The sequence below is a fragment of the Streptomyces sp. BRA346 genome (assembly GCF_052851135.1).
The window spans coordinates 58,823-85,594 of the sequence record NZ_JAIWIH010000016.1 but is presented as its reverse complement, the minus strand read 5'-3'; the positions used below and the strand labels follow the sequence as shown (position 1 = coordinate 85,594).

Sequence of the window (26,772 nt, the reverse complement as noted above, 5' to 3'; positions counted from 1 at the left end):
GACGGATTTGCCATGATCTGCCACCGCTGCTCATGAGCCGGACCGTACTCCTGTCCCTTGCGCCCCAGCTCTAATGTTCCGACCCGCAGCCTAATGTTCCGTGATCCGATGATCACGTGGCGTGTTCGATTAACTAACGGTCATGCTGACGTCTCAGCTTCCCCGATGGCGGGTCGGCACCGCCCCGAGGGAGCCCTTCCGGACACGCATTTACCCCCTCGACTGGGAAGGTCCCGATGTACAGCAGGCAGGTGCTGACCGCCATCACCTTGTTGGCGGTCCTCTCGTGGAGCGTGGTGATGGCCGCGCTCGGGTACGTCGCCGCGATCGCGGCCCTGGTCCCCTCCCTCGGGCTGCTCGTCCAGCAGATCGTCAACGCCCTCACCAGACCGCCACATGCCGACGTGCCCCCGCGCGTAGCGGCACAGGATGAAGGGCACGCCCGGTGAGCCCACGGTCCGCGCTCTCACCGCAACCTGACGGGGAGCCTCCAGGTAGGCGGGGCCGCAAGCTGGGCCCGATCGCCGATCGCGTCGGAGCCGCGCACCGCGCCTGGCTGGAGCCCCTGCGCGCCAGGTTTTTCGACAGCGGCCTGACGATCGGCGAGCTGAGCGCCCGGACCGGGTACGCGAAGTCGAAGATCTCGGAACTGCTCCGTGGCGCCGGCCTCTACCCGCGGTGGGAGATCACGCACCATGTCCTCCATGTTCTGCGCGTGCCGACCTGGCCCATGCGGCGACTGTGGATGGCCGCAGCAGCCGAGGCGCACAAGAAACCCAACTGGATCACCGGCTGTATAGAGACGGTCGCGCTCTCCACCGGTCCGGCCAGGCCGCCCGTGGACCATCAGGCATTCGTCCAGATGAATCGCGTGCGCTACACCCGCTACGCCCAGACGTTCCTCACCAGCCAGCAGGCCAGCGCGGTGGTGAGTGAAACGTTCGACATCCTGTGGCTGCGGTGGGACGAGACGCTGAGGAGCGCTGACGTGCAGAAGTTTGCCTGGTTCGTCCTGCGCAGAGGCGTCATGGCGCGCACTCCCCACATCGACGGCTGTCCCGAGCTGACACCCGCGGCCTTCAACACCGTCGCCCTCCGCATGACCGAGCCCCCGGCGCTGTTCGACCAGATCGAGGAATCCCTACGCCTGTTCAGAGCCCTGAGCCGTCTGCCCGAGCACCAGCTCGACGTCATGGTCCTCAAGTACCTGCGCCGCATGGACGACACCACCATCGCCGATGTCCTGGGCGTGCCACTCGTCTCGGTGCGAACCGCGGACCGCTACGCCAAGCAAGCCCTGGAAGGAATCTTCGAGCCCAACGATCCGTCCGAGGATTCCAACGACTCACCGGAAGGGACATCCCAGTGACCACCATCGAGGAACTGCTGAGCCGAGCACTACTCCTAGAAGAACCCCGCGTTCCACGCGACATCGTTCCGCCGTCGGATACCGAATCGCCGACCCTGCTGGACGCCTCGGCGCTCAGCGACGAGCCGGTATCGCTGAGCCATTCGGCGGCGTACGACCTACAGACCCTCTGCGAGGCCGTCGTGACCCACATGGCAGCCACCTCGCTGCGGCACTTCATCACCGAACAACTGCCGGAACCCTCGGGCGCACGAGTCCTGGGCTGCATTCTGCAGCTGACCGATGCCGAAGACGGCGCCCGCTTCTGGTGGCAGTACGCCGCCGGTGCCGGAGACGATGCGGCGTCCTACTGCCTGTACCTGTACCACCTGTCGCTCGGGGAGACCCGCTTGGCCGATTGGTGGCGCGAGCAGACCCGCATCAACACGCGCCCCACACCGGAGACCGTGACGCTCCCCTGCGACTTCGAGCAGACCAAGGAGATCGTGGTCGACTTCGACTCCAGCACCCCAACCGTGCTGCGTGTCCTCGGCCAGCTCCTCGCCAGAGCCGACCGGCCCCGCCCCGAAGTCTTCGACGCGGTACTCGCCTACGTTCCCGGCGCGGTCACCATCGGCTACCTCGCCAACCCTGAGTTCGAAATTCCGCTCCCCGGCACCGACTTCGCAGCCCGCATCGAAGACATCCTCACCCGAACGTCCCGGCCCCATGCCGGCACCCCCCGGGCGCAGCGCAGGCCCAGCACAGGGCCCAAGCTTCCCGGGCGGCACCAGCACGCACACGCGAACCCATCTCTGTGCAAACAGCCAGTGCGAGGGCACCGATGATCGACCAGCAGAACCGGCAGCTGGGCGCCAGCTCATCGGTCGACCGCAGAGAGAGCCGCAAAGCACAGAGTGAGGCACGCGGCGAACGTGACGCCGCTGCGAGTGAAGGCCGCTGGGACCGTGGCACCGTCCCACCAGGCGAGGGCGAAGGCGATCGCCGCGGCGACGATGGAGAACAGAACGGCCACGGCCAAGACGAGGAATAAGAAGGCCGGAGAGGTGTGGTCCACGAGTGCACCGCCTGGATCGTGTGTTGTATCGGTGGAGGATGACCACGATCCCCGGGCAGAACATGCGGGCGAGCCGGTTGGATGGTTCTTCGGTGACAACGAGGGGTTGTCCGCCGAACAACCAAGGGGGGAAGGCAAGTGGGTGGCGGGAGGAACCGACCGGGACGACCGTGGGCACCGCCGCGGGGGTCCTGCAACGAGATCAATCAGCTTGTCGAGCTGGTGCGATCCTGGATCGATGAGTCATCAGTTCCGGTGAGCCAGCTGCACCAGCGGCTCACACCGGACCATTTCGTGGCCCGAGCTGTGCCTGAGCTGCGCCGACTGCGTGACCTGCTGGCCGGTGACGGGCTGGAGTGGGACGTGGTCGAGGCGATGGCCGACGTGTGCTTTCCGGACGACTCCAGCGACCGGTGCAAGCCGCGTCTCGAGGCGGCAAGAGCGTTATGGGACCGGGCGCAGAGCAGCCCCACACCGCTCGCGGGGGCGCAGGAGCTGGCGCTCGCCAGGGAGCTGCTGGCGGCCAAGGACCGCACGATCGAGATCTACCAGGAGATGCAGCGACTCCAGACGGCCTACGAGGCGAGCGAACGGGGCCGGTTCCAGGCGCTGCAGATCGCCACACTGCTGTTCGCCATGCTCGGCCAGACCCAGGCTAAGGTCACGGAACTGAAGCGCCGAGCCGATGCCCTGCGCTCGCTGTCGGCCCGGCGTCCGGAGGGGAACACGCCACTGGAGCGACGTCTATCTCGGGCGCAGCGACAGCAGGCGGAGCTGAGCGAACAGCTCCTCCGCGCCGAACAGGAGCGGGACATCGCCCAGCAGGTCGCCGACCATGCGGCCCGCCGGATCCAGATCCTCGAAGGTGAGCTTGCCGAGCTGCGCTTCCGGATGGCAGATGATGACCTCGCGCTACCGGGTAGTCCGGACCCACAGATACCTCAGCACGGTCTCGACGACACTGATCACGACGATGCGGCCCTCGAGGACGTAGACCGTGCGCTGGAGAAGGTGCGCGCCGTCCTCGATGAGGAACACGCAGCCGTTCAGCAAGCGGCCGACGACGTTGGCTACCGGGCGCAGGCAGACCGTACGCCCCCACACGCTGACGCTTCCCGGACGAAGACCATCGCCGGCCGAGTAGAACCTGCGCCTGAACTTCGGGTTCCCTCCAGCGCGGAGGAGTCCCAGGGTGCCGTGGGGTTGTCCGGGACAACCTCGAACAACTTCTGGCAGTTTGCTGACGGCGTCACCAAGCCGGTGCAGAGCGGTGATCCGATGCGCTTCGACCTGCGCGAGCGCATCCGAGTGCAGAGCAAGTTGCCCGCCCTGCCGCGCGGCTGGCACCGCGAGATGGCGATCCGCCCGGCGCCCGGCAGTTCCTTCTCCGGTGACTTCGTCGTCGCGGCCCGCACGAACAGCGGCCACAGACTGGAGGTGGTCCTGACGGATGTCTCCGGCAAGGGCAAGGAAGCGGGCTCCCGGGCCCTCCTGCTGTCCGGCGCCTTCGACGGCCTGCTGGGCTCGCTTCCGCCTCGAGAGTTCCTTCCGGCAGCGAACAACTACCTCCTGAGACAGGACTGGGACGAGGCATTCGCAACCTCGATCCACCTGGCCCTGGACCTGGACTCCGGCGACTACGAGCTGTTCGCCGCCGGCCATTTGCCGGCCCTGCAACTCAGCACCGAGCATGACCGCTGGCAGGAGAAGTCCGCAGACGGCCCGGGCCTCGGGCTGTACGACGGTGCCCGGTTTGACCCGGTCCAGGGCTCCCTCCGCCCCGGTGACGTCCTGCTGCTTTTCACAGACGGTCTGATTGAGGCCTCGGTACGCGATCTCACCGATGGCATCGACCGACTCGTCGGTGAGGCCGACCGCTACATGACCGACGGCTTCCGCGGCGCGGCCTGGCATCTCATCGGGGCTGTAACGGGGCATGCCGACGACGACCGGGCTCTCCTCCTGGTCGGCCGCGATGGTGAGTGAGCCGTCGCTGCTACTCGTCGCGCAGTGGGCCGAACGCCACGGTGTCGATGCCGCCCGCCGCCTGGCCGAGGCCGAGCACCTGGCTGACGGCGCCCGCGAGGCGCCCACCACGGTCCACAAATGCCGCGCGACGCCGATCCGGTCGACGGGGCGGTCCGGGACCCGGCAGACTCTGGGACAGATGGAAGGGGCAGCTTGAGTGCACAGCCGATTCACCCGCACCCGGAGCCGGACCGGGTGCCGCGGAACGCCGAGGGCATCGCGGCCGCTGAGCACCACCGGCGCGCACCGCTCGCTCGTGTCGCCCATGACCCGGCCAACGAGCCCACCGGGTCATGACGCCGATGTGTCTGCTCAGCACACCGGACTTGAGAGCGTCTGGAGACAGCCACCCGCACGGGTGAATCCCGCTGAGCTGACGGCCCGCGGTGGCTGGGCCCGGCCACGGTGGTGAGCCATGACGATGATGATGCGCCGCTGGGCCACTGCCGTGGCCACCGTGCTGGCCACGAGCAGCCTCCTCGCCTTCGGCTCACCGAGCTGGGCCGCCCCCAGCACCCCCTCCTCGGCCGCCGCTTCCGGCGAGCTCCCTGAACCCCCGGCCGCCGACGAAGCACGGGCGGAACTGGCCGAGTTGACCGTCGCGCCCGAGACGGACATTCCCGGCTACAGCCGAGCGAAGTTCCCCCACTGGATCATCCAGCAGGGCACCTGCGACACCCGCGAGACCGTCCTCGCCCGGGACGGCGAAGACATCGCCCAGGACGACCAGTGCCGCGCGGTGTCCGGGCACTGGGTCTCGCCGTACGACGGCGTGACGGCCGACACGGCCGCTCAGCTCGACGTCGACCACGTTGTCCCCCTCAAAGAGGCATGGCGGTCCGGCGCGGCGCAGTGGAGTACCCAGGACCGCCGCGCATTCGCCAACGACCTCACTCACTCGCAGTTGGTCGCGGTCTCTGCCCGCTCCAACAGGTCGAAAGCTGACAAGGACCCCGCACACTGGCAGCCTCCGCTCGGCGACTACCGCTGCACCTACGGCCGCGCCTGGATCTCGGTCAAGCACGTCTACAGCCTCACCATCGACACCGCCGAGCACTCGGCACTGGAAGGAATGCTCGACACCTGTACCTGAGAAACACCTCCCGGCGCGCTGAACCCTCGGTGCGCCAGGAGCACGCCACCGCGTGGATCAGATTGATCCAGTACGGTGCCCCAGACGGCGGGAACGCGCTGACCGAGTTCGTGTACCGGGTACGCCATCAGCAGACGCGCGGCGGCATCTTGAGTGGCATGGCCGAGACCTCCCCGCGCCCATGAGCCGAGCGATGTGCGGAACCCTCAGTGGTGGTCCCCCGTCGCAAGGAGCTGTTCGCGCAGGTCGCGTACCGCGGCGCTGTCGTGGCCTTCTGCTTCGCGGGCGAGGTCTCGGAAGCGTCTGCGGATGCGGGCGGAGTCCACGGTGGTGCCCACGCTGAGGGCCTGATGGCCGGAGGCGCAGGCGGCTTCGTAGTCGCCGACGACGAGCAGGGCGCGGGCTGAGGCGACGGCGTCGAAGGTGCGGCTGCGGGCGCGGGCGGCGTCGCGCTGGGCGGCGGCGGTGTTGAGCATTCCGACAGCGGTGGCCGCGTGTGGTGCGTGGCGGGCAGCCCTGGCGAGGAAGAGCATCACCTCGCCGAGGGTGCTGGAGAGTTCGGCCCAGTCGAGGTAGGTGCCGTAGGGCGGCAGCTCGTCAGCGGCTTCTTCGTGGAAGATCTCCTGTGCCTGGTGGACGTTGCGCAGGGCGTCCGTGCTGCGGTTGCGCAGGGCGTCGAAGCGGGCTGCGAGGGCATAGAGCCCGGCGCGGAGGACGGGGTGGGCGGTGTTGCGGGTGCCGTAGATGGCCAGGGCGATGCAGTCGGCGGCGAGGTCGGGCCGGTTGAGGTATCCCCAGATACGGGCGAGGCATTGCAGGAGGTGGGCGGTGAGGTTGGGGTCACCGCTTTCCCGGGCTGCGTGGACGGCCAGGGTCAGGTAGCGGATCGCGGCTGGCCATTGGGCGGCATCGTGGCTCATCCAGCCGACGCATCCGGCGAGGTCGGCCAGCTCGCGCCATAGGGCCCGGCCATCCGGTTCGGTGTACCGGCCGTGGCGGAGGAGATTGGTGGCCCAGACCAGCTGGGCCGTGGCCGGGTGGAGGGTGGCGCCGCCGCCGTGCTTGTTGTCCAGTTCGCGGAAGTGGCGGGTGTAGTCAGCGATACGGATTACGTCGGTGCGGCCGAGGCGTCTTCCCGCCGTGCTGGTGGTGCCGGGGAGGACGTGTTTTTGCGCGTAGGCCCAGGAGTCCAGTGCGAGCAGCAGCCGCTCAGATGCGTACGGGGCTATGGGGGGCGTCTGATCGCCGGTTGAATCCCCTGCGCTGGTTTGACGTGCAAGACCGGTGGTGGAGGCACGGCCGAGGTCGGCCAGGGTCTCGACGGGGCCGCGGTAGTGAGTGAGGTCATCGGGCTCGGGGGCGGCCAGGCCGAGGTCGGCGGCGCTGAGGGTGCGGCCGATGCGCTCGGATAGTACGGCTGCCAGCAGGTCCGGCCGTTTTGGCTGTTCGCCGCTGAGCCAGCCCCGGACCCGGGATCCGTCCGGTCGGTAGTCCGGGTAGCCGTTGGCTGCTGCCTTTTTGGTGACGGCGAGCGCGAGTCCCCTTTTAGTAAAACCGGATATACGGAACCAATACCCTAAAGCAGATTCTTTGGGCTGCTGAGGAACTTCAGATGCGGGCTCGGGCGACATGGCGGCCTCCATCACCGGACGAACGCGTCCATCACCGAGAGTAGTTCACGGGGAACGCATCGCGCTGCCCTGCGGCAAGTTCACTCCCCTGCACTCCCCCTGGCGCACCACGCCGCGCGCCATCGAGGCGCCAGGGGCGCACCCTCTCCCGCCGCTCCCCCGACAGGACACAGAATTCTGCCGACACGCGAACGGAACACCTTCGGAACCTCTTGTTCCAAGAGAAGACACATGCGTATTGACCTACTCGATTGCACCGCCTACGAGCCGCTCGCCGTCATCACCGGCCAGCCGCCTGCCTGAGCGGTGCGGCCGGAGCCGCATCACATCGCTACCGGTTTGCCGGAAGAGGCGTGCGGCGGGCGCCGCCGTTGCTCCTCCGGGGCGGTGCCGTTCGCGGGTCCGGCCGCTGCCAAGCAGTCGGACCATCCCTGGACCAGTGACTCGTTCTTGCACACCCCTGGAGGTATTCGATGACGCTCACACCCCTGAGCGTGTCGGGCGCCGAGGCCGTCGTTGTCCGGCCGAGTCGCCCGCTATGCGGCGCGGTGCGGGTGGACGGCTCGAAGAATGCGGCCCTGCCACTGCTGGCCGCCGCCGCTTCGCTACGCCGCAGCGTGCACTTGTCCGCTGTCCCTGCCAGTACGGACGTCCAGCTCATGCTCGGCCTGTTGCAGCGCAGTGGCTACCGTGTCGCCCATCCGGTCGACGCCCCCCGGGCCGTGGTCATCGACCCGCAGGCCGGCGGCATCGCGGCGGGCTACCTGGGGGACGCCGCCCGCATCCGGGCCTCCTACTACCTGGTGACACCGCTGCTGGCCGCGTATGGGCGGGCCGAACTCCCCTGGCCGGGCGGCTGCCAGATCGGCCAGCGCGGGATGGACCTGCACTTCACGGTGTACCGGCTGTTCGGTGACACCGTCACCCTCGGCGAGGGGGGCTACCGTGTCCGGGCCGGTTCCCGCCGCGACAAGGTCGCCCTGACCCTGCCGTTTCGCTCGCGTGGCGCGAGCATCGCCGCGATTCTCCGGGCCGTCGTCGCGGGCAGCCGCCTGGAGCTGGGCAACCCGAACCTGTCCCCGGAGACCACCGGGGTACTGGCCGCCGTGCGTGCGGCGGGCTGGCAGACCCACGCGAGCGAGGAGAAGATCACCCTGGCGCCGCCGTCCGGCGGCCCGGATGGCGCGGCCCCCTTATCCCTCGTCGTGCCAGGCGACAAGATCGAGGCTGGCACCCTGGCCTGCGCGATCGCGGCCAGCGGCGGTGAGGGCCGGATCGAGGGTATCCACGGCCCGGATGTCCAAGCGCTGACCGAATTGCTGGCCGGGGTCGGCGTCCCCGTCACCCTCGACCGCGACGCCCTCACCGTGCACCGCGCCGTCAAGCCCACCGGACGGCCGCTTCGAGCCCTGGCCTCCCTGGCCCCCGACGGCCTGGACGCCGACTTCGAACCGCCCCTGATGGCTCTGGCGCTGACTCTGCCCGGCACCCACCAGTTCGCCGACGCCATCAACCCCGGGCGCCACAACAACCTTCTCCCCCAACTCGCCGCGCTCGGCGCCGACATCGAGGAGATCACCCCTACCCAGTGCCGCCTCACGGGGCCGCAGCAGCTGACCGGCGGCACAGTGCGGGCGACCGACATCCGCACCGGCTCCGCTCTGCTGATCGCCGCCCTGAGCGCCCGTGGCACCACCACCGTGACCGGCCTGGACCAGCTGCGGCGCGGGCACGCCGCCCTGCCTGCCAAACTCCGCGCGCTCGGAGCCGACATCGCCGCGGGCCAGCGATGAGCACACGGACCTTCCACCAGGTCGTGGCCACCACCGACGTGCACTCCGCTCTGGGCCGGGCCGATGGCCTGCTGTCTCACCTTCATCAGCTGCGGGAGACGTCCTTGCTGGCCGACTGCGGGGACTTCTTCGAAGGCACCGGGTACTACCGGCTCGGCGGCGGCCACGTCGAACGGGAGATCCTCACCACGCTCTACGACGTCCTCGCTCCGGGCAACCACGGCTGGCCCCACTACTTCGAGTCCGGCCTGTACGAGATGACGGTGTGCGCGAACACCGTGGACGCCGACAGCGGCACACCGCTGTTCGACCGGCTGCGCATCGTGGATGTGCACGGCCGCCGCGTCGCCGTCACCGCGGTCATGGGGCCGCAGGCGTTTCACAGCATCCCCGCCCACCAGCGAGCCGGACACCGTGTCATCGGCCCGGCCTCGGCCCTGCGCGAGCTGATGCTGGAACACCATCATCACGTGGATTCCTGGATGGTGCTGTCGCACTCCGGCTTCGCCGAGGATCTGGGCCTGGCCATGGCCTGTCCGTTCCTTGACGTCGTCTTCGCCGGGCACTGCCACAGTGACAGCTACGGCCCCGTCCCGGTCGGTGACACCCTCGTGCTCAAGGGCGGCGAGCTCGGCGCGGGATACGCCGTCGCCGAACCGGCCGATGTCGGCTGGGCCGCCCGCACTGCCGCCTTCCCCATCGCCGGCCTCCTGCCGGGAGCCCTCGTCGCCTTGGACGAGCAGATCACCGCTCTGGGCCAACGGCTCGCCGAACCGCTCGGCACCGTCAACGGGCCCTACCGCAACGCCGAGCTGGACCGTCACCGTCTGCTGGCCGATCTCGTCACCCGCCTCCACACCGGACTCGGGGCCGCCGTCATCCTGAACGAGACGGCACTGCGCACCACCGTCCTGGGTGACGTGCTCACTCTGGCCGACCTGATGGCCATCGAGCCGTTCGACAACCAGCTCGTCCGCGCCGACCTCCGCGCACCGTACGACTGCGATCCGGCCCGACTGATGGCCGATCTGGCCGAGCAGACCGGCCCTGTGACCTCCGCGCCCCACCCGCTGCCCGCACATCTGGTCAGCGTGCTGACCACGGACTACCTCGCCGACACCTACCTCAGAGGACACACCCGCCAGACCGGACTCACGCTCGGCGGATGCGTCCGCCTCGCCCTCACCATCGCGCAGCCTGAAAGGGAACGCCGATGATTCTCACCGGCCCCGAGATCACCACTGCCGTTTGCGACGGACGATTAACGATCAGCCCGTTCGAGTCCAACCAGGTCAACCCCAACAGCTACAACGTCCGGCTCGGCTCGACCCTGCTGACCTACACCGCCGATGTGATCGACGCTCACCAGCCCAACCCCACCCGCACGGTCGAGATCGGCCCGGAGGGCTACGTGCTGCAGCCCGGCGAGCTCTACCTCGGCCACACCCTCGAAGCGGTCGGCTCCGACACCTTCGTGCCGCTGCTTTTCGGCCGCTCCTCGGTCGGCCGGCTCGGCCTGTTCGTCGAGATCACGGCCCCGATCGGCGACATCGGCTTCCTGGGCCAGTGGACGCTCATGCTCTCCCCCATCCGCCCGCTGCGGGTGTACGCGGGGATGAAGATCGGACAGATCATGTTCTTCCTCTCGTGCGGCGGCGTCGACCTCTACCGCGGCAAGTACCAGGCCGCCCAGGGCCCGCAGCCCTCCCGCTACTGGCGCGACGCCGCCCCGATCCAGGCGGTGGTGGCCTCGTGATCCTCACCGGGCCTGCGATCGCCGCCGCCGTCGCCGCGGGCGAGATCACCATCGACCCGTACGACCCGGCCCGCCTTTCGCCGAACGCCTACGACTGGCGGCTGGGCGACACGATCCGCGTCTGTGACGGCAGCCTGGACGCCGCCGCCCCCACCGCGTTCACCGAACAGGTGATTCCCGACCACGGCCTGAGCCTCGTGCCCGGCCTGCTCTACCTGGGCGTCACCCTGGAGAAGACCGGATCGGAGCGGTACGCACAGCTGCTCAATGGTGATCGCACCACCGGCTGCCTGGGGATCTGGGTGCACGTCTCCGCACCGCTGGGCCATCAGGGGCACGCGATCCGCTGGACGCTGGAGATCCGCGCAGCCAAGCCGGTGCGGATCTATCCGGGCATGACCCTCGGCAAGCTGGTCTTCCTCACCGCCTTCGGCGCCGCCGACAGCTACCAGCAGCGGGCCGCGAAGTACGCGGCCACGGACGGCATCGACATCTCCCGCCTGTACGAGGAGATCGCAGGAGGCCCCCGATGAGCCCCCTCGCCACTGCGCCGTCCGGGCCGCTGACCGCGACCTGCCTGGACCTTCCTGCCGGCAGTCCCGGCGGCAGCGTCGAACTCTTCCTCGACCTCTACACCGGCGACCGCCCGCTCATCCCGGCCCGGGCGTTCATGCTCGCCCCCAGCGGCGCCCGCCCCCGCCTTCCCGCCGGGCTGGAGGTGCTGTCCGTCGCGGGCAAGTGCCTGGAAGGCCCCGCCTTCGGGCAGTACGTCGCCGACCTCCGCGAGGCCCTCACCGCAGCCCTCGGCCCGGCCCGCATCGGGGTCCTGCATCTGCAGCATCTCGCCTTCGGCGCCACCCCGGCCCTGATGAAGGCCCTGCCCGACCACCCGCGGATCGCCCTGGTCCACGGCACGGACCTGCTCTTCGCCGAGGCCCATTTCGACCAGTTGCAGATCCTGCACGAGAGCACCCGCGCGGCCGACGCCATCGTGGTGCCCACGCACGCCATGGCCGACCGGCTGCTCACGCTCTCCCCGCAGATGGACCGCCGCAAGATCGTTCACATCCCGTGGGGCATCCCCGACCACCTGCTGGCCGCCCCATCGCCCCGGACGCCCCGCATGGCGATGAGCCACCTGCGGCTGCTGTATGCGGGACGGCTGACAGCCGAGAAAGGCGCCGAACGCCTGGTCGAGACCCTGGCCGCCATTCCGAGCGTTGAGCTGAGCATCGCCGCCCCCCGGACCGAGTTCGCAGCGCTCGCTCCGCTGCTACGACGGGCCGGAGCGCGGGCCCGCTACCTCGGCTGGCTCCACCGCCCCCAGCTGTGGCAGGTGTTCGGCGAGCACGACGTGCTGGTGATGCCCTCGACCACCCTGGAGGCCATGGGCCTGGTAGCCCTCGAAGCCCAAGCCTGCGGTCTGCCCGTGCTCTACCAGCCGGTTCCCGGTCTCAACGAGGCCCTGGCCGACTCCGCAGCAGCAACCGACTTCGCCCGCCCCGCCGTGCTCGCCCGCGACATCGAGCGGCTGCGATCCGATCCCGGCTTGCTGCCCGCCCTGCGCCAGGCCGGGCGCGCGAACGCCGCCCGCTACCCCCTCTCAGTGACCGCCCAGTCCCTGGCCGACCTCGGACGCCAGCTGTAGCCAAGCCCTCTGGTCACGAGGCTGGGTCTGGTTACACAGAGCGGGCTCCAGCACCGCTCAAGCGGTGTCTCCAGCGGTCACAGCTGCCGGGGACACCGCGCCACTGCACGTGACGGCCCGTCAGCATCATTAGGCTGCCCAGCGGGACACCGACGGCGAACAGGACGAGACCATGACGTACCGCACCGACCGCATCGAAGCTCTGCTGGACGAGGGTGTCCGGGAGAAGGTCTACCCCGGCGCCGTATGGGCCGTCGGCGACGCCGCCCGCATCCACGCCTCCGGGACGACAGGTGTCTTAGACCCGGATGAGCCGGAGGTGAAGATGCGGCTCGACACCACCTTCGACGCCGCCAGCCTCACCAAGATCCTCGCCGTGTGGTCATCCATCGGCGCCCTGTGGGAGGACGGTGTCCTCGACCTCGACACCCCGCTCGGCACCTTCTGGAACGAAGTCGTTGACCACCCGCTCGGCGCGGTGACCGCCCGCCAGCTCCTGACCCACACCGCCGGCGTGCCGCTGCGGTCCCAGCTGAAGCACCTCTACGGCACAGACCCGCACACGATCCGGGCCGGTGTGCTGCACGAAGCCCTTCACCGGCCGCCCGGCGAAGCCGTCGAATACACCGACCGGGCCGCTCTCATCCTCGGCTATCTCGCCGAACACCTCTCCGGAAAGAGCCTGGACCAGCTCGCCACGGAGCAGACCTGGCGCCCGCTGGGGATGAACGCCACCAGGTTCGGCCCCCTGCCCCCCGCGGTCGCCGCGACGTGCGCACCGACCGAACTCGACCAGGACACCAACGCCCATCTCAAAGGCACGGCCCACGACTTCTCCGCCCGTCTGCTGGGCGGAGTGTGCGGTATCGCCGGCGCCTTCACCACCGTCTCCGACCTCGCGGTCTTCCTGCGCTACATGCTCGACGCCTCGACCACCTCAGCCGGGGCCGGATTCGGCCCCAAATGGACCGACTACTCGCTGGGCATCCACACCGGCGACCTCCAGCCCGAGCGCGGCCTGTTCTGGCACCCGGCACCCGGCATCCCCCACGACGAAGATGTGTGGGTCCACTACGGCTTCACCGGTACCGGCATGTGGATCTCCCCCTCCAAGAACCGGTGGGCCGTCCTGCTGACCAACAAGCTCTACTACACCCGCGACCGGCAGCCACTGACCGACATCCGTAACAACTTCCGCGCACTGGCCTTCGTATAACGGCAGCCCAGGGCGGTCCGGCTCCGAGCACCGACGGACCAGCCAGCTCTGCCCACCCCGCTCACAGCGAGGAGACACATCGTGAACCGTGACCTCTCGCCCGCCGCAGAGATCGGCACGACAGCATCGGCCGGGCCACCGGACGCGCGCCTGGCCACACCCGCCGAGGCCGACGGCATCGTCAGCCCGGGCGCACGGAGTGAGCGGGCGGGCGGCCCTTCCTGGGTTCCGCCCGAGCAGTACGCCGAGACGGTGATGAAAGCCACCGGCTTCGCATGCGTCTACTTCACCAATGAGGAAGACCATCCGCTCCAGTTGCGCTCCGTCTACTCCTCCGCTCATCCGTGGCAGCTGGTGGGCGGCACGATGGAGCACGGCGAGCGACCATGGCAGACGGCGGTCCGCGAATGCCAGGAGGAAACCGGCTTCACGCTGGCCGGACCGCCGCGCCTCCTGGCGACGGTGTTCGGGCTACCTGGAACGGAATGGCCCTACAGCACGATGGGGGTGATCTTCGAAGGAGGCCGACTCACCGACGCACAGATCCACAGCATCACTTTGGACGCGGACGAGCACAACGAGGTCCGCATCCTGCCTCTGCAGGAATGGAAACAGCTGATGCCGTCCCGTGATTTCGCACGCTTGATCACCGTGGCGGAGGCCCGCCGCACTGGCGTGGCCGCGTACTTCGACAGCCAAGACGGGGAGACCGAGTGAGCGGCGCAGCTCGTCTGTACTGCCTCATGACGACTTTGCGGGCGCTGGGCGTATCCGCTCGCTGGGCGGCCCTCATGCCCTGCCGCCTCACCCGCGGCCGCCGCCCTCGCTGTTCGGGCGGATCCGCCCGAACAGCGAGCACCTGACCTGCACGAGAACTACCGAGCAGCCGATGTCGGAGGCTGATGCGGCACGTGCTCCGCCCCAGCGGTGACGCTCTGAAGCCGATGCTGCACCGCCAGGGCCATCGCCCCTCTGGGGGCATTCGTGGGGTCAAGCTGCCAGCACGGTTCGGACTCGGTCGCGGTATTCCTGTGCTGCGGGCACTGTGTAAGCGGCGAGCTGTTCAGCCAGGTCGAGTAGCGGGCCGGTGGTCCGTTGGGAGCTGATGGTCTCGGTCAGGTCCAGTGCATCGTGTGCTGTTGCGCATGCCTGTTCTACCTGCTGCTGTGCGAGCTGGGCGTCTGCCTGCCTGGACAGGTACAGGGCGTGTGTACGGACGCATGGGTGACTGGTGGCGTAGAGAGCGTGGGCCTGGGCGAACGCGTCAGCCGCGGGACCGGGCTGGTTCCGGTCCCGGTGGCTGGAGGCGCGGGCTCCGAGGAGTTCGGCCGAGTCGAACCAGTACGCCCAGTCGGGGTCCTTGTGGCCGGGCGCCTGGGCGAGAAGCCCTTCGGCCCGGTCGAAATCGGACCAGCAGCGCTCATCGCCCAGATGCGCGCGGGCGCGCCCGCGGCGAGAGGTCAGCATGGCTTCGACGCGGGGAGTTGTGCGGCCGCGTACGGCGGCGAGTCCGGTGTCGGCCATCGCTACGGCGTCCCGCAGCCGACCGGTGTTGTAGGCGGAGACGCACCAGAAGGCGAGGGCATTGGCGCCGAGCGCGTCGTCTCCGGCGACCTTGGCCAGGCGAAGGGCGGTTTCGAACGCTGTGTCCGCGCATTGGCCGTTGACGTCGAAGAGAGCGGCGGCGCGTTGCCGTGCGAGGTCGCTGGCGGTGGCGTAGAGACGGGTGCGGTGCGCGCTGCTGGAGGAGCGGTGGAGAATCATCCCTTTGACCAGAGCCAGGGCGCTGGATGTCTCAGCGAGGAGGGACCCGCCGCCATCTTCGTCGTCCATGTGCCTGAGCATCCGGGCACGCTCTTCGACCTTGGCGACAGCTGCTTCTCCGATGCGCTGGCCGGTGGCGATCTGGTCGGCGGCTACCGGGTCGGCGGTCAGCCACGATAACAGCGCGGTAGTGAGCGTGCTTCCGGCGATGAGGACGAGTTCCCTGCGTGTGGCCTCCACGGCGCCCCCTGCGAGATCGGTGAGTGACTGGGTGGCGTCGCGCAGGGTCCATGGCCGCAGCGTGGGCCGCTGGGCGGGGTCGTCGGCGAGCCACTCCGGCCATTTGGTCGCTCATCTACGGTAACCAGCTGCCCCGGCGTGGGCACGGTCGCGGCGTCAGATATGGTCCGGCAGCCACGGCTCCACGTCCATTGTGGTCCGGATCAGCCGGGTCAGGGTGTCCTGGGATCTGGCGGTGATGCCAGCGAGGTGTGATGCGGCTGCTGTTCGGTAGCCGCCCGCGTACCAGACGGCCAGCTGTCCGCGGGTGAGCCGGACGTCGCCGTGGCGATCTGCTGGACGCGGTAGGCGTCCGCCAGGGTCAGTTCTGGGTAGCGCCCAGACAGCAGCGGGGCGGGAACATCGGTCCGTTCTGCCTGGGTCAGTTCCTGGGCCAGCCGGACGAGAAGCGCCTCGCTTGCCCCTGCGGGCGGGTGTTCGGCGGCACCTTGGCTCGTGGGCATCGGCTACCGCCCGCAGCCGGGCCGACCGGCTGCGTGTGCCCCGGAGTACAAGGTGGCCAGCACGGGCAGGAAGTCGGCCGCAGGACCGCCGAGCCCGGCGACGTCGGACTCGGACCGGATGAAGTCGATCTTGTCCAGTTCGGGGACGCGGCCCCGCTCGATCTCGCTGGAGGCGAGCGCCGCGTAGGCGTCCTTGAGCGTGTCGGTCGGCCGGGCAGGCGCCCGGAAATGGATACCGATGTTGCCCCAGTTCCCGCGCGTCACCGTCCACAGCTCCAGGTCGCAGCGCGCAACGTCGAGTCCGATCTCCTCGGCGAGCTCCCGGGCGGCATGCCCAGCCAGCGCGTCCGCGTCCAGCCCGTTGCCGTCCGTGGGCGGCTCGATCGTGCCGCCGGGCAGCTGCCAGCGCCCGGAACTGACGGTCGACGCCGCCATGCGCCCCACCAAAAGGTGACCGTCATTGGTCGGCTGGGCGACGGAAACAAACAGCGAGGGCGCCGGCACAGCGTGATCAGGGTCCAGGCGGAGGGCCAGGAGCCGGTAGGTGGCGCGGCACCATGACAAGACCATCGTCCCCGGGTCTGTCCACTCCACTCCGGTGCACACCGCCACGGGCCCGTCGAAAAGCGCCGGGTTGGCCGTGGTCATCTCCTCCCACTTGCCGTTCATCGCAGTCTTCTGGGCGTCCGTGAGTTCCGGCGGCGCCGTCTCCACCAGACGAAGGTCCGGGGCACCGAGGAGTTCGACGGCGGCGGGGTCGGACAGGTTGGTGGTCAACGTGGTCTCCACTTCGGGCCCGCACTCGCGGGCTGTTCGAATGCTCGGCATGGTGTCTGGCGTGAGGGACATGGGGTTGGCGAGCGCTCCCAGGTCCGTAGTCCACTCCACCCCACCGCCTGCCGGCAGCAACCATGCCACGGGACGCGGCTGGTCGATGTCCGGGGCGATGGCGCGCAGAATTCCCCGACGACCGCTTGCCGTGTCTTCGACGTCTCGCCCGATCCAGGGGTGATCGTGGTGCATCAGGCTGCGCGCGGTGCTCACTTGACCTCACCGCCGCCCGCCAGCGGTTCCCAGGAGTACCGCACCTGCACGCCGCGGCCTTGTAGCCAGGTGATCTCGCGGTACCTGAGTTCGTGTGCGGGCTCGGGGGCGATGCACGCGGGCCACCGCACGATCACGACGGCGACCGCGCCGGACTCCGCCAGCTCCCGCACCCGCATCCACCCCTTGCGGTGACAAGGGTCCGGTTCGCCGTACGGATCTGTGATCACTTCTGTGATCGTCAGTCCGCGCACCTCGGCGAAATCGTGCCCTTCGGCCTCGGCGCGGTCGGCTGCGAGCGTGGGGGTGAGCGTGCTTCGGTCAGCGCACACGTACAGCACGGCGGCGGTGGCAGGAGCAGCGACTGCGGTGGTCTCCGGGGTATCAGGCGTCCTGGTCATTGTGGTGGGCCTTTTCGTCGTCCTGGGCGCTCGGTCTGCCGAACCCATAGGAGGGTTCGGCAGACCGAGCAGTTGACGGTCGTACGGGTGCGATCACCGAACGGCCGGTAATCACTCAACTCTCCTGCGCGACGCCGGGTAAGGGAGCAGAGTGGAGGTCCGGTTGAACTGGTTGAACGCACTCGGGGGTCATCGATGGCACGTCGACCGCGTACACCGAATACAGCCCTATCGGCTTTGATGCAGTCGGGAGGAATTGGAAACGCGCAGCTCGCCCGCAGGGTGAATGCCGCCGGCCGCGAGCTCGGGCTCGGGCTGCACTACGACAAGACGAGCGTGTCTCACTGGCTCGCGGGATCCGTCCCGAAGCCCGAGGCGCGGCCCGCCATCACCGAGGCGCTCTCGCGGCTGCTGGAACGGCCCGTAACGTGCGGGGAAATCGGCTGGCCGACTGAGGCGGGACCGGCCGCAGACCGCGACGCCGTGACGGGAGTGATTGACCTGAGCCGAGCAGACATGGATCCCTCGCGCCGGGGGGTGCTGAAGACCGGCATGTACGCCGCAGCTCTGGCCGTACCGCGGTTCGAGGACGTGGCGGGCCGGATGGACGCGGCGACGGCGGGACGGACGGTGCACATCGGCCGCTCCGACGTCGAAACCGTCCGCACCATGACCGACAAGGTCGCCGACATCCTGGACCAGGTCGGAGCCGGGCACGCCCGCCCGATGGCCGCTGCCTTCCTGGTCAACACCGCCGGCCCCTACCTGCGGGCGAGCGGAACGGACCAGGTCACCCGCGACATGCGGGCCGCCGTCGCAGACTTCGTGTACCTCACGGGCTGGATGGCCATGTACGAAAACCAGCAGGCCACCGGCCAGAAGTACTACCTGCGCGCGCTCGAACTCGCCGGCGCCGCCGAGGACCACGTCACCTACTGTCGCACCCTGCGCGGCATGAGCCTGCAAGCGTCCCACTTGGGGCACGGCCCGAAGGCTCTCGAACTGGCCGACGCGGCGGCTGAGGCCGCGCCCGCCGCCGGCCCCCGTCTGGTCGCGTTCCTGCGCGGTCAACAGGCCGCTGCCGCCGCGATGACCGGCACCCACCGGCACACCGCGCTGACCCGGTTGCGTGAAACGGAGACCGCGCTCTCACGTGCCGACGACCGGAGGGACGCCGTCGGCGGCTACGACCAGGCCGCCTACTTCTTCCACGAAGCGCACGTACGCTGGCACTTGGGCGACCAGGCTGGCTCCATCACCTCTCTGCGTCGTTCGAACCAGGCCCGGGACCCCCTGGAGCGGCAAGGCGGCCTGCACTGCCTCGGTGTCATCGCCGAACGACAGTTCCGTATGCGGCACATCGAGGCCGCCTGCCAGACCTGGAACACCTTCCTCGATGAGCACGTGACACTCTCCTCCGCCCGGGGCGACGAGCACCTGAAGACCATGCTCAAGGCGCTCCCCGCCTACCGCGGCGTCGCCGGAGTCAGCGATTTGGAGGAACGTGCCCGGCACGTCGCCGCTCACAAAGCAGCCTGATCTGAACGACGCCACTGGCCCGCACCGCAGAGGGCGGGCCATCTTGGCACAGGACAACAGCCAAGACGGGGAAACCGAGTGCGCGTCATGTCCTCGTGGTTCATTTATGTCCGAGGCGTTGGCGTTGTGCGGCGCGGGCGGCCTTGTAGGCGGTGGCCGGGTCGGGGCCGGGGCCGGGGGTGGGGTGCCAGGAACCGAAGTGGGTGATGTAGGGATACCAGCGGTTGTCGGGGCCGCGTCGGATCTGGACGCGGGCGGCGGTGTCGGTGATCTGGTTGTGCTCGCGCTCCAGGGGAGCGAGCGGGGCTGGCCGGAAGGGCTGAATGGCTGCTTCGGCTTGGGCGAGGTGCTCTGGGTCTGCCGGCTGGGGGTGCAGGTACGTCAGGGCTCCGGCCGGGCCGCCGTAGTCGAAAGCGGCGACCAGCTGGCGCATCCCGAGAAGGGGGAGGTTGAGGTGGGCCGCGGCGTGCTCGAGATGGGGTTGGCCGTGCTCGGTCGCGACGAGGCGGGCGAGATCGCTTTCCGGATCGGGGCACAGGGCGGGCTGCTCTCCGTTCAGGTAGGCGGCGGCGCGGTGGGCTGCGTCAGTGACGAGCGTGTTCAGCGTCGTGAGGGTCGGGGCGGGTGAGGGCGGCTCCGTCGCGGCGTTGAACCCGGCCTGGGCGACATTGCTGGCGATGGCGGGGATCGGAGGCAGCGTGCCGCCGGGGAAAAGCGGCTGGACCGGGATGAACGGGGCGGGGCTGGGCCGAGGGGGCACTGAAGAGGGTGGGGTGGTCCGAAGACCGGCTGGTTGCGGCGCGGGGCCGGGCTGCGGGGTGGATCGCAGGAATTTCTTCAGGTGGTGGTGTGCGCGGCCGCGCAGGGTCAGCAGTGCGGCGGGGGCGGTGCGGATGCGCTGGGCGAGCAGGTGTCCGACGGCCGCGGTGTGGGGGCAGACGCCGGGACCGGTGCGGCAGGGGCAGGTGAAGCTGATGTCGTCCGCGGTGGGGACGAGGGGGATTCCGGCGGTGCGCCGGGGGTCGGCCAGGAGGTCGGTGATGTTGGCGCGGGAGACGGCGGGGACGAGGTCGGGGTCGTGGGCGATGGCGGTGTAGGCGCGGTCCCACTGGGCGGGGGTGAGCTCGGTGACCTGGAGGCGCGGCCGGAGGACGGTGCGGTCGGGGAGGGTGAACTTGGTGGTGGCGAAGCCCTGGTTGACGTTCAGTGCGCCGGCCGAGTTGAGGAGGCTGTGGCCGTGGGTGAGGGTGTGGGGCTGGTTGGCGGCTGCTTCGAATACCGCGGTGAAGGCGCGGGCCCATCCGGCGGTGGTGTGCTGGTGGGTGGTGGTCATCACAGGACGGCTTTCAGGCTCACGAGGTCGGCGAGTTCGGTGTCGGTCAGCTCGGTCAGGGCTGCCTCGCCGGTGCCCAGTACGGCGTCGGCCAGTTCCGCTTTCGCCTTGAGCAGGTGGGCGATGCGGTCCTCGATGGTGCCTTCGGAGATGAGCCGGTGGACCTGCACGGGACGGGTCTGGCCGATGCGGTAGGCGCGGTCGGTGGCCTGGGCCTCGACGGCCGGGTTCCACCAGCGGTCGTAGTGCACGACGTGGCCCGCCCGGGTGAGGTTCAGGCCGGTTCCGGCCGCTTTCAGCGACAGCAGGAACACCGGTACTTCGCCCGCCTGGAAGCGGTCGACCATTTTCTGCCGCCGGGAGACGGGAGTGCCTCCGTGCAGGGTCTGGCTGAGGATGCCGCGTGCCGCGAGGTGCCGGGAGAGCAGGTGGGCCATCTCCACATACTGGGTGAAGACCAGGGCGGCGTCGCCTTCGGCGGTGATGGCGGAGGTGAGTTCGTCGAGCAGTTCCAGCTTGCCGGAGCGGCCGGCGGTGCGCGGTTCGCCGGGCTCCTTGAGGTAGTGGGCGGGGTGATTGCAGATCTGCTTGAGGGCGGTGAGGAGCTTGACGACCAGGCCGCGCCGGGCGATGCCGCGGCTGGAGCGGATCTGCGCCATCGCCTCGCGGACCACCGCCTCGTACAGTGCTGCCTGCTCGGGGGTGAGCGCGACGGGCCGGTCGGTTTCGGTCTTGCGCGGCAGTTCCGGAGCGATGCCGGGGTCGGACTTGCGGCGGCGCAGCAGGAACGGGCGCACGAGCCGGGCGAGGTGTTCAGCGGCAGCTGGGTGTCGGCTGTCGTCCGCGGTGGGGGCGTAGCGGGAGCGGAAGGTCTTCAGGTCACCGAGCAGGCCGGGGGTGGTCCAGTCCAGCAGCGCCCACAGGTCGGTGACGCTGTTTTCGACCGGGGTGCCGGTGAGTGCGATGCGAGTGTCGGCGGGGAGGGTGCGCAGGGCGTGCGCGGTCTGGGAGTGCGGGTTCTTGACGTGCTGTGCTTCGTCGGCGACCACGATGCCCCACGGTCCCGCCTCGGCCAGGGAAGCGGCGTCGAGCCGCATGGTGCCGTAGGTGGTGAGCACGAATTCCCCGGGGGCCAGGGTGGTCAGGCTGCGGGAGGCGCCGTGGTAGCGGCGTACCGGGGTGCCGGGGGCGAAGGTTTCGATCTCGCGTTGCCAGTTGCCCAGGAGGGAGGCCGGGCAGACCACCAACGTGGGTCCGGCGGTGTCACCCTGATGCAGGCGGAGAGCGATCAGGGTGATGGTCTTGCCCAGGCCCATGTCGTCGGCGAGGCAGGCTCCGAACCCGATGCTGGTGGTGCGGGCCAGCCACGTCAGCGCCTGGCGCTGGTAGCCGCGGAGCTGGGCGTTCAGGCTTGGCGGGACCGGGACCTGCGGGTCGGTGGTCCCGGCCCGCAGGGTGGTGATCACATGGTTCAGGGCGTGGACGCTCTCGCAGGCGACCTCGGTCCCGTCGACGGTGATCGTGCCGGTCAGCGCGGCTCCCAGAGCGTCGCTGCCGGACACCGGCGGCAGCTGGCGGTGTCCGGCGCGGTAGGCGGTGGGTCCGTCGAGCAGCACCCATTGGCCCCGGATCCGTACCAGGGGCCGGGCGGCTTCGGCGAGCGCGTCCATCTCGGCTTCGCTCAGCACCTGGTCGCCCAGGACGAGTTGCCAGCGGAAGTCCAGCAGGTCGTGCAGGCTGAACCGCGGCGCCGTCTCGCGTTCCGTGGCGGGGGTGCCGATCACCGTGCGGCTGCTGAGGGCGGTGCGGAGCTGCTGCGGCCAGCGCACCGTGACGCCCTGGGCGGCCAGGGCCTCCTCGGTGTCCCGGTCCAGCAACGTGTTGATGGCCGCGGAGAGCAGAGTGAGGCCGGTGGGGGCGGGCTGGGCGGCGAGCGGGGCGAGTTCCGCGTAGACGCCGGCGGCCCGCCGCAGGGCGCGCCGTACCCGCGGCTGGAGATGGCGCCGCTCGTGCCCGGGGAGCTGTGCGGTGCTGGACCAGACGTCGGCGGCCGGCACCGTCGCGGTCTGCGGAGACTGCTCGCGGGCGTCGGGGGCGAGGAGCAGGCGGGCGGTGAGGTGCCCGGCGCGGGCCTGGTCCTCGGTGGGGGCGGCGATGTCCAGGATCAGTCCGGGCGGCGGGCCGCCGTCGACGCGGTCTTCGATGCTGTCCAGCCAAGGCCGCAGCGCCCGCACCTGGTGGGCGGTCAGCAGCTCGGCGTGGCGGTGGGTGTAGGGGGCGGGGCCGAAGACCGCGGCGGCGGGGGTGCGCACCAGGGCATCGGCCAGCGCATCGCAGAACTCCTCGATGGTCTCCTGCGCCGATTTCATGCGGCCGTGGTGCACCACGTTGTGCGCGTGCCCGGGCATCGCCGCGGACAGCTGTTCCATGGCCTCCCGTGCCGGGTCGGGCAGCGGCCCCGTACGCCAGACGGCGCGGTGGTCCTCGGTGAGCGCCGGGTAGACCAGACGGGATGCGACCAGTTGCAGAGCGATCCGCGCGGCGTGCTCCCAGGCCTGGACCGAGAGGTGCGGAGTGCGCTCGCGGGCCGCGGTCATCAGGACGGGGACGGCCTCGCCCAGGGGCAGCAGCCACCCCTCCGCCTGGGTCGCCCGCGGACCCGTGGGGGTGTCCAGCACCAGTTCTTCGCGCACCGTGGCCAGCGGGGAGGGCTGCGGGCCGAGCAGCGAGCCGCCGTCGACGCGGTAGATCAGCATCGCGGCCGGGCGTTCGCCGCGCGCGGGCACAAAGGCCATCGCGCAGGACGGTGTGAGCGCCTCGACGGCCACGTCCACCAGCGGCCGGTCCGCCGGAGCCGAGGGCACGGGTGGGGGGTGGTGTGGCGCGGCCGCGGGCCCGGGAGATGAGGGTGGCGCCGGAGCTGGGGGACGGGGAGAGCCCGTTGCCGGGCCGGTCGGGCTGGTGTCGAGGGTGTGGAGTTTCCGCAGCAGCAACGTGGCCGCGGCACGGCGGGCCTCCTGCACCGAGGGGCCGGTCGCCGACGTCCGCACTTCCTGCCCGCTGGCGCGGTGCCGGCACGTATACGAGCAGGTGATCCCCTTGCCGTGGTTCTGGATCGTCGCGGACGGTTTGCTGATCAACTCAAGCTGGGTGTACTTGTTCAGATACTTCAGCGGATCCACTCCGGACGGCGGCATCGCGATCCGCACAGCCTCGGGCGCCTTGTCCGGAACCGTGACGCGCGGCTCGGTCAGCCCGCACACCGACGCCAGCAGACTGACCGCGGCGTAGTGCCGCGCGGTCTTCCGCGACATGGCGCTGCGCGGCTGCCCGACCACCGGTTCGCCGATCTCCAGCCGGGCTGTCGCCGTGTGCGGGTCCTCCCCCGCCGCGGGCACCTCCTCATACGACAGGCAGGCGCCATCGCCGATCTGCTCGGCCCGCCAGTGCAGCAGCGTCGCGGCCGTCGGCGGCATGAGCGCGGCCCGCTCCAGCGCGACCTCCCGGACCCGCTGCCACGCGGGCCCGTCGACGTCGAACAGCAGGCGCTGCATGTCACGGTGGCGCAGCCGCCCCGCACCGGCCCGCCGCAGGATCTCCTCCTCCAGCCCCTCCCCCGGCCCGCCGCCCGCCGCGATGCGGGCCATCAGCCGAGCCTCGAACACCTCGCTGCTCACCCCGGGCAGCGCCAGCCGTTCCGCCCGGGCCGCCGGCACCACACCCGCGGGCGTCTCGGCGACACCGGCCACTTGCGCCAGCAGGGCGAACTCGGCCTGCTGGCGGGCCACCTTGAGGGTCATCGCGCGTCGGACCGGTCCGGCGACCTGTTGGCCTGACGGACCGATCCGGGCGGTCACCTCATGCAGCATCCCGCCCTGCGGGGCCCGGCACGTCTGTTCCTCGTGGGCGGGAGGCGGCCACACCTCGACCTGGGTCTGCATCAGCAGGATCTTCCGCACCTGGTCCGGCTGCTCGGCCAGGACGTGAAGGGCGGCCTGCCGGGCGGGCAGCCAGCCCGGATGGTCTCCGGTGACGATGAGCAGCAGCCGCAGATCCCGCAGGGACAACCGGCCCATCCGGGCCCGGTTCACCGCGTCCTCGGCGAGTTCCTCGGCATAGGTCTCGGCTCCGACGGCTTCCTTCAGCGCCTCGTGCCACTCGGCCGCGTCAAGGTGCGCGACCTGCGAACTCGTTGCCGGGCCGCCGAGGGCAGTGCTGCTCCCGAGCTCCAACGCCCCTCCTGCTTTCACCGATACGCGCCGTCTGCCGCTCGCCCTGCTGTTCCGCGGTGCGGCGACTTCCAGCGTATGGACGGTCTCGCCTACCTCTTATACCGCCGGCAGTGGCTCTGCCACGCTGTCGGCGTCCTCGGGCAGGGTGGCGAGGATGCGTCCATCCTCGTCCATGCCGTGGAGGGTGATCCGGCCGGTGTCGAAGGCGGCCCAGTCGCAGCGGAGCTGGAAGACCTTGTGCGGGGGCAGGTCGGTGGGGTCCAGGCTGGAAGTGAAGTCGCCGTCGCTCAACAGCAGCTGCACGGCCTGGCGGGCGTCGTGCGGGTTGCCGTCAATGGCGCGTGCCAGGCGTTCGAGGCTGGTGGTGATCTCCTCGTGCCGCTCGCCCTCGGGGTCGAACAGGTTCATGATCCGGTAGGAGGCGTCTTCGTAGGTGGCCCGCAGTTGCAGGTCGCGCTGGATGGCGCGTTCGTCCTCGTCCAGCGGGAAGACATCGGCCGGTACGGGGAGCGGCTGGGCGGGATGCAGCCGCGGCACGCCCGTGGAGTCGGGGATCTCGTGCACCACGCCAGCGGCGACCAGCAGGTTGATGACGTCGTTGACGGTCTGCAGCGGCGGCAGGCCGTAGTGGGCCGCGTACCGGACCGCGGTGGCCTTGTGTTCCGGCAGCGCGTCCAGTTCGGCGTCGTCCAGGAGGGAGTCGTCCTCCCAGCAGGACTGCTCCAGACTGTCCTGCGGATCGATCGAGCGGCGTCCGAACGGGGCGATGTCTTCGCGAGTTCCCGGCGCGTCACCTGCGACGAGTCCGATCAGCAGCAGAAACATCAGATGCGGACGCATACGTGTCCAGCCGCCCACCGTTGCCTGGTGGGCATGGAGTTCGCGGTTCTGCGGTGACCAGTCGGTCAACGGTTCGCTCTGCATCGGACGATTCTCCCCTCGCTTGTGTGTGTGGACGCTACCGCTTACGCCCACATTGCATCCGGAATGCCTGGAAATTGGTGTGGCGCGCAGCGCGCCTCCCCGTACCGTCGCGGAGATCACCCGCAGCCGAGCAGCGACCCTGGACAGGCCGCACCAGCGGGGCTGGATTCCACGACGCTCGCCTGTCTGACCGCCTCGGCCGAGGACCGGTGACCGCCATGAAGGCCGCCGACAAGTGCCTGCGCGACGAGGCCCCTCGGTCACCTGGCGGTACGCCTGCCAAATCCGGCTTCGGCTGCCGCACACGCGTGGATGGCCGCTACCTCGGCGGCGATAGCACGTCCCTCGGCCAGATCCTCCACCTGTCCCGCACGAGCTTCCAACTCGCGCAGGCGCACAGCTCGCGCAGGAACACGCTCGATTGCCACGGTGAGCGCCCAGTGCCGCAGACACCGGCGCAGGGGAGCCGCGTCGACCTGGCCGCGGGCCGCCTCCACCGCCGCCGTCCACTCGGTGTCGAACGCGGCCAGCTGGTTCGGTGAGGCGTGGGCCAGAGCCGCGCGCAGGTACTCCGCAGCGTCTGGAGTTGGTTCGCTCATGCCGCCGCGCTCCCTGTGTTCCCAGTGGGGGCTGCGGTGATCCGCAGTTCGACACGCGTCTCGGCCCGCAGCGGCACCTTACACAGCAGCGCGAACCCGAGAACGAGTACGAGCGCCAGATCAGCATCATCGCCGGGGGCGCCGGATTCCGCGCGAGGCGAAACACCGTGCGGACACGGAAGACCCGCACCAGTTGTTCAGGATGCCGACCGCTTCCGAGCCGCCTTCTTCACAGGGGCCTTCTTCGCTGGAGTCTTTCTCCCGCTGACCTTCTTGGCGGCCGCCCTCTTTCTCCGGGCTGCATCTCGCGCACGTCAGCGTCACCGGCTTCTTCGCCGCGGGCGGCGCGCACGCTGTCTTTCAGGGCGGCCATCAGATCCACCACCCCTCCGGCTGGCTTGGCTGGCGCCTCCACCTCGGGGGTTCGCGGCCATCGAGCTTGGCGGAGATGACGGCTTCGACAGCTGCCCGATACTCGTCGCGGTACTGGGCGATGTCGGTGGAGCCGATGATCTCCATCAGCTCCATCGCCTCGTCGACCTCAGCATCCGATTAGTGGGTACTTGAGTAGACACTCCAATACCGTTGTGGGTACCTTAGTA

General features: G+C 69.8%; 22 protein-coding genes and 1 pseudogene. 14 read left to right on the top strand and 9 right to left on the bottom strand.

The genetic code is table 11. The features are described from left to right. Window positions 1–236: 236 nt before the first annotated feature. The 6 genes and pseudogenes from LCH29_RS20500 to LCH29_RS20475 all read left to right on the top strand — a co-directional run bounded on the left by LCH29_RS20500 (window position 237) and on the right by LCH29_RS20475 (window position 5,547). The gene (locus tag LCH29_RS20500) at window positions 237–449 is read left to right on the top strand and encodes a hypothetical protein (RefSeq protein ID WP_446463194.1); all 213 of its coding nucleotides are present in this window, start codon (window positions 237–239) and stop codon (window positions 447–449) included. Window positions 450–715: 266 nt separating this feature from the next. After that, complete coding sequence (locus LCH29_RS20495) at window positions 716–1,369, top strand: sigma-70 family RNA polymerase sigma factor (RefSeq protein ID WP_446463193.1); 654 nt, start codon at window positions 716–718, stop codon at window positions 1,367–1,369. Next, a complete protein-coding gene (locus LCH29_RS20490; RefSeq protein WP_446463192.1) occupies window positions 1,366–2,196 on the top strand; it encodes a hypothetical protein in 831 nt (276 codons plus the stop codon). Before LCH29_RS20495 ends, LCH29_RS20490 begins: the two co-directional genes overlap by 4 nt. Window positions 2,197–3,701: 1,505 nt before the next feature. Beyond that, window positions 3,702–4,412, top strand: a pseudogene (locus tag LCH29_RS20485) (PP2C family protein-serine/threonine phosphatase); the annotation flags it as partial. A gap of 195 nt (window positions 4,413–4,607) precedes the next feature. Further along, window positions 4,608–4,751 carry a hypothetical protein gene (locus tag LCH29_RS20480; RefSeq protein WP_446463191.1) on the top strand — a complete coding sequence of 48 codons (144 nt, stop codon included), beginning with the start codon at window positions 4,608–4,610 and terminating at the stop codon, window positions 4,749–4,751. Window positions 4,752–4,875: 124 nt separating this feature from the next. Further along, window positions 4,876–5,547: an HNH endonuclease family protein gene (locus LCH29_RS20475; RefSeq protein WP_446463232.1), complete on the top strand. Its 672-nt coding sequence runs from the start codon at window positions 4,876–4,878 to the stop codon at window positions 5,545–5,547. A 206-nt stretch (window positions 5,548–5,753) separates the two neighbouring features. Here the strand turns inward: LCH29_RS20475 and LCH29_RS20470 are convergent, their stop codons facing one another. Continuing rightward, a complete protein-coding gene (locus LCH29_RS20470; protein WP_446463190.1) occupies window positions 5,754–7,178 on the bottom strand; it encodes a transcriptional regulator in 1,425 nt (474 codons plus the stop codon). A gap of 473 nt (window positions 7,179–7,651) precedes the next feature. Here LCH29_RS20470 and LCH29_RS20465 point away from each other — a divergent pair, with 473 nt between their 5' ends. The 7 genes from LCH29_RS20465 to LCH29_RS20435 all read left to right on the top strand — a co-directional run bounded on the left by LCH29_RS20465 (window position 7,652) and on the right by LCH29_RS20435 (window position 14,308). Then, window positions 7,652–8,971, top strand: a complete 1,320-nt coding sequence (locus tag LCH29_RS20465; protein ID WP_446463189.1) for a UDP-N-acetylglucosamine 1-carboxyvinyltransferase — start codon at window positions 7,652–7,654, stop codon at window positions 8,969–8,971. Beyond that, window positions 8,968–10,188 (top strand): bifunctional metallophosphatase/5'-nucleotidase, encoded by a 1,221-nt coding sequence (locus LCH29_RS20460; RefSeq protein ID WP_446463188.1) that lies wholly within the window; start codon window positions 8,968–8,970, stop codon window positions 10,186–10,188. The genes LCH29_RS20465 and LCH29_RS20460 overlap by 4 nt, the downstream gene beginning before the upstream one ends. After that, a complete protein-coding gene (dcd, locus tag LCH29_RS20455; RefSeq protein WP_446463187.1) occupies window positions 10,185–10,727 on the top strand; it encodes a dCTP deaminase in 543 nt (180 codons plus the stop codon). The genes LCH29_RS20460 and dcd overlap by 4 nt, the downstream gene beginning before the upstream one ends. Next, window positions 10,724–11,260, top strand: a complete 537-nt coding sequence (locus LCH29_RS20450; RefSeq protein ID WP_446463186.1) for a dCTP deaminase — start codon at window positions 10,724–10,726, stop codon at window positions 11,258–11,260. Before dcd ends, LCH29_RS20450 begins: the two co-directional genes overlap by 4 nt. Beyond that, window positions 11,257–12,375, top strand: a complete 1,119-nt coding sequence (locus tag LCH29_RS20445; protein ID WP_446463185.1) for a glycosyltransferase family 4 protein — start codon at window positions 11,257–11,259, stop codon at window positions 12,373–12,375. The genes LCH29_RS20450 and LCH29_RS20445 overlap by 4 nt, the downstream gene beginning before the upstream one ends. Window positions 12,376–12,547: 172 nt before the next feature. Further along, complete coding sequence (locus LCH29_RS20440; protein WP_446463184.1) at window positions 12,548–13,591, top strand: serine hydrolase domain-containing protein; 1,044 nt, start codon at window positions 12,548–12,550, stop codon at window positions 13,589–13,591. A gap of 81 nt (window positions 13,592–13,672) precedes the next feature. Further along, a complete protein-coding gene (locus tag LCH29_RS20435) occupies window positions 13,673–14,308 on the top strand; it encodes an NUDIX domain-containing protein (RefSeq protein WP_446463183.1) in 636 nt (211 codons plus the stop codon). Between the two features lie 273 nt (window positions 14,309–14,581). Here LCH29_RS20435 and LCH29_RS20430 read toward each other — a convergent pair whose 3' ends face one another. From LCH29_RS20430 to LCH29_RS20420, 3 genes are all read right to left on the bottom strand, one after another. Then, window positions 14,582–15,595: a transcriptional regulator gene (locus LCH29_RS20430; protein ID WP_446463182.1), complete on the bottom strand. Its 1,014-nt coding sequence runs from the start codon at window positions 15,593–15,595 to the stop codon at window positions 14,582–14,584. A 506-nt stretch (window positions 15,596–16,101) separates the two neighbouring features. Then, a complete protein-coding gene (locus LCH29_RS20425) occupies window positions 16,102–17,142 on the bottom strand; it encodes an NUDIX hydrolase (protein ID WP_446463181.1) in 1,041 nt (346 codons plus the stop codon). Next, on the bottom strand, window positions 17,139–17,543 hold the full coding sequence (locus tag LCH29_RS20420) for a hypothetical protein (RefSeq protein WP_446463180.1): 405 nt from the start codon (window positions 17,541–17,543) through the stop codon (window positions 17,139–17,141). The genes LCH29_RS20425 and LCH29_RS20420 overlap by 4 nt, the downstream gene beginning before the upstream one ends. A 195-nt stretch (window positions 17,544–17,738) precedes the next feature. Here LCH29_RS20420 and LCH29_RS20415 point away from each other — a divergent pair, with 195 nt between their 5' ends. Next, entirely contained in the window at window positions 17,739–19,082 is a 1,344-nt protein-coding gene (locus LCH29_RS20415; RefSeq protein WP_446463179.1) for a hypothetical protein, read from the top strand. Between the two features lie 100 nt (window positions 19,083–19,182). Here the strand turns inward: LCH29_RS20415 and LCH29_RS20410 are convergent, their stop codons facing one another. From LCH29_RS20410 to LCH29_RS20390, 5 genes are all read right to left on the bottom strand, one after another. Then, a complete protein-coding gene (locus tag LCH29_RS20410; protein WP_446463178.1) occupies window positions 19,183–20,415 on the bottom strand; it encodes a hypothetical protein in 1,233 nt (410 codons plus the stop codon). Further along, window positions 20,415–24,647 carry an SNF2-related protein gene (locus tag LCH29_RS20405; RefSeq protein ID WP_446463177.1) on the bottom strand — a complete coding sequence of 1,411 codons (4,233 nt, stop codon included), beginning with the start codon at window positions 24,645–24,647 and terminating at the stop codon, window positions 20,415–20,417. Before LCH29_RS20405 ends, LCH29_RS20410 begins: the two co-directional genes overlap by 1 nt. Before the next feature lie 96 nt (window positions 24,648–24,743). Beyond that, complete coding sequence (locus LCH29_RS20400; RefSeq protein WP_446463176.1) at window positions 24,744–25,571, bottom strand: DUF6042 family protein; 828 nt, start codon at window positions 25,569–25,571, stop codon at window positions 24,744–24,746. 260 nt (window positions 25,572–25,831) lie between these two features. Beyond that, window positions 25,832–26,170, bottom strand: coding sequence for a DUF6247 family protein (locus tag LCH29_RS20395; RefSeq protein ID WP_446463175.1), 339 nt, complete (start codon window positions 26,168–26,170; stop codon window positions 25,832–25,834). A 372-nt stretch (window positions 26,171–26,542) separates the two neighbouring features. After that, the gene (locus LCH29_RS20390) at window positions 26,543–26,698 is read right to left on the bottom strand and encodes a hypothetical protein (RefSeq protein WP_446463174.1); all 156 of its coding nucleotides are present in this window, start codon (window positions 26,696–26,698) and stop codon (window positions 26,543–26,545) included. Window positions 26,699–26,772 lie beyond the last annotated feature (74 nt).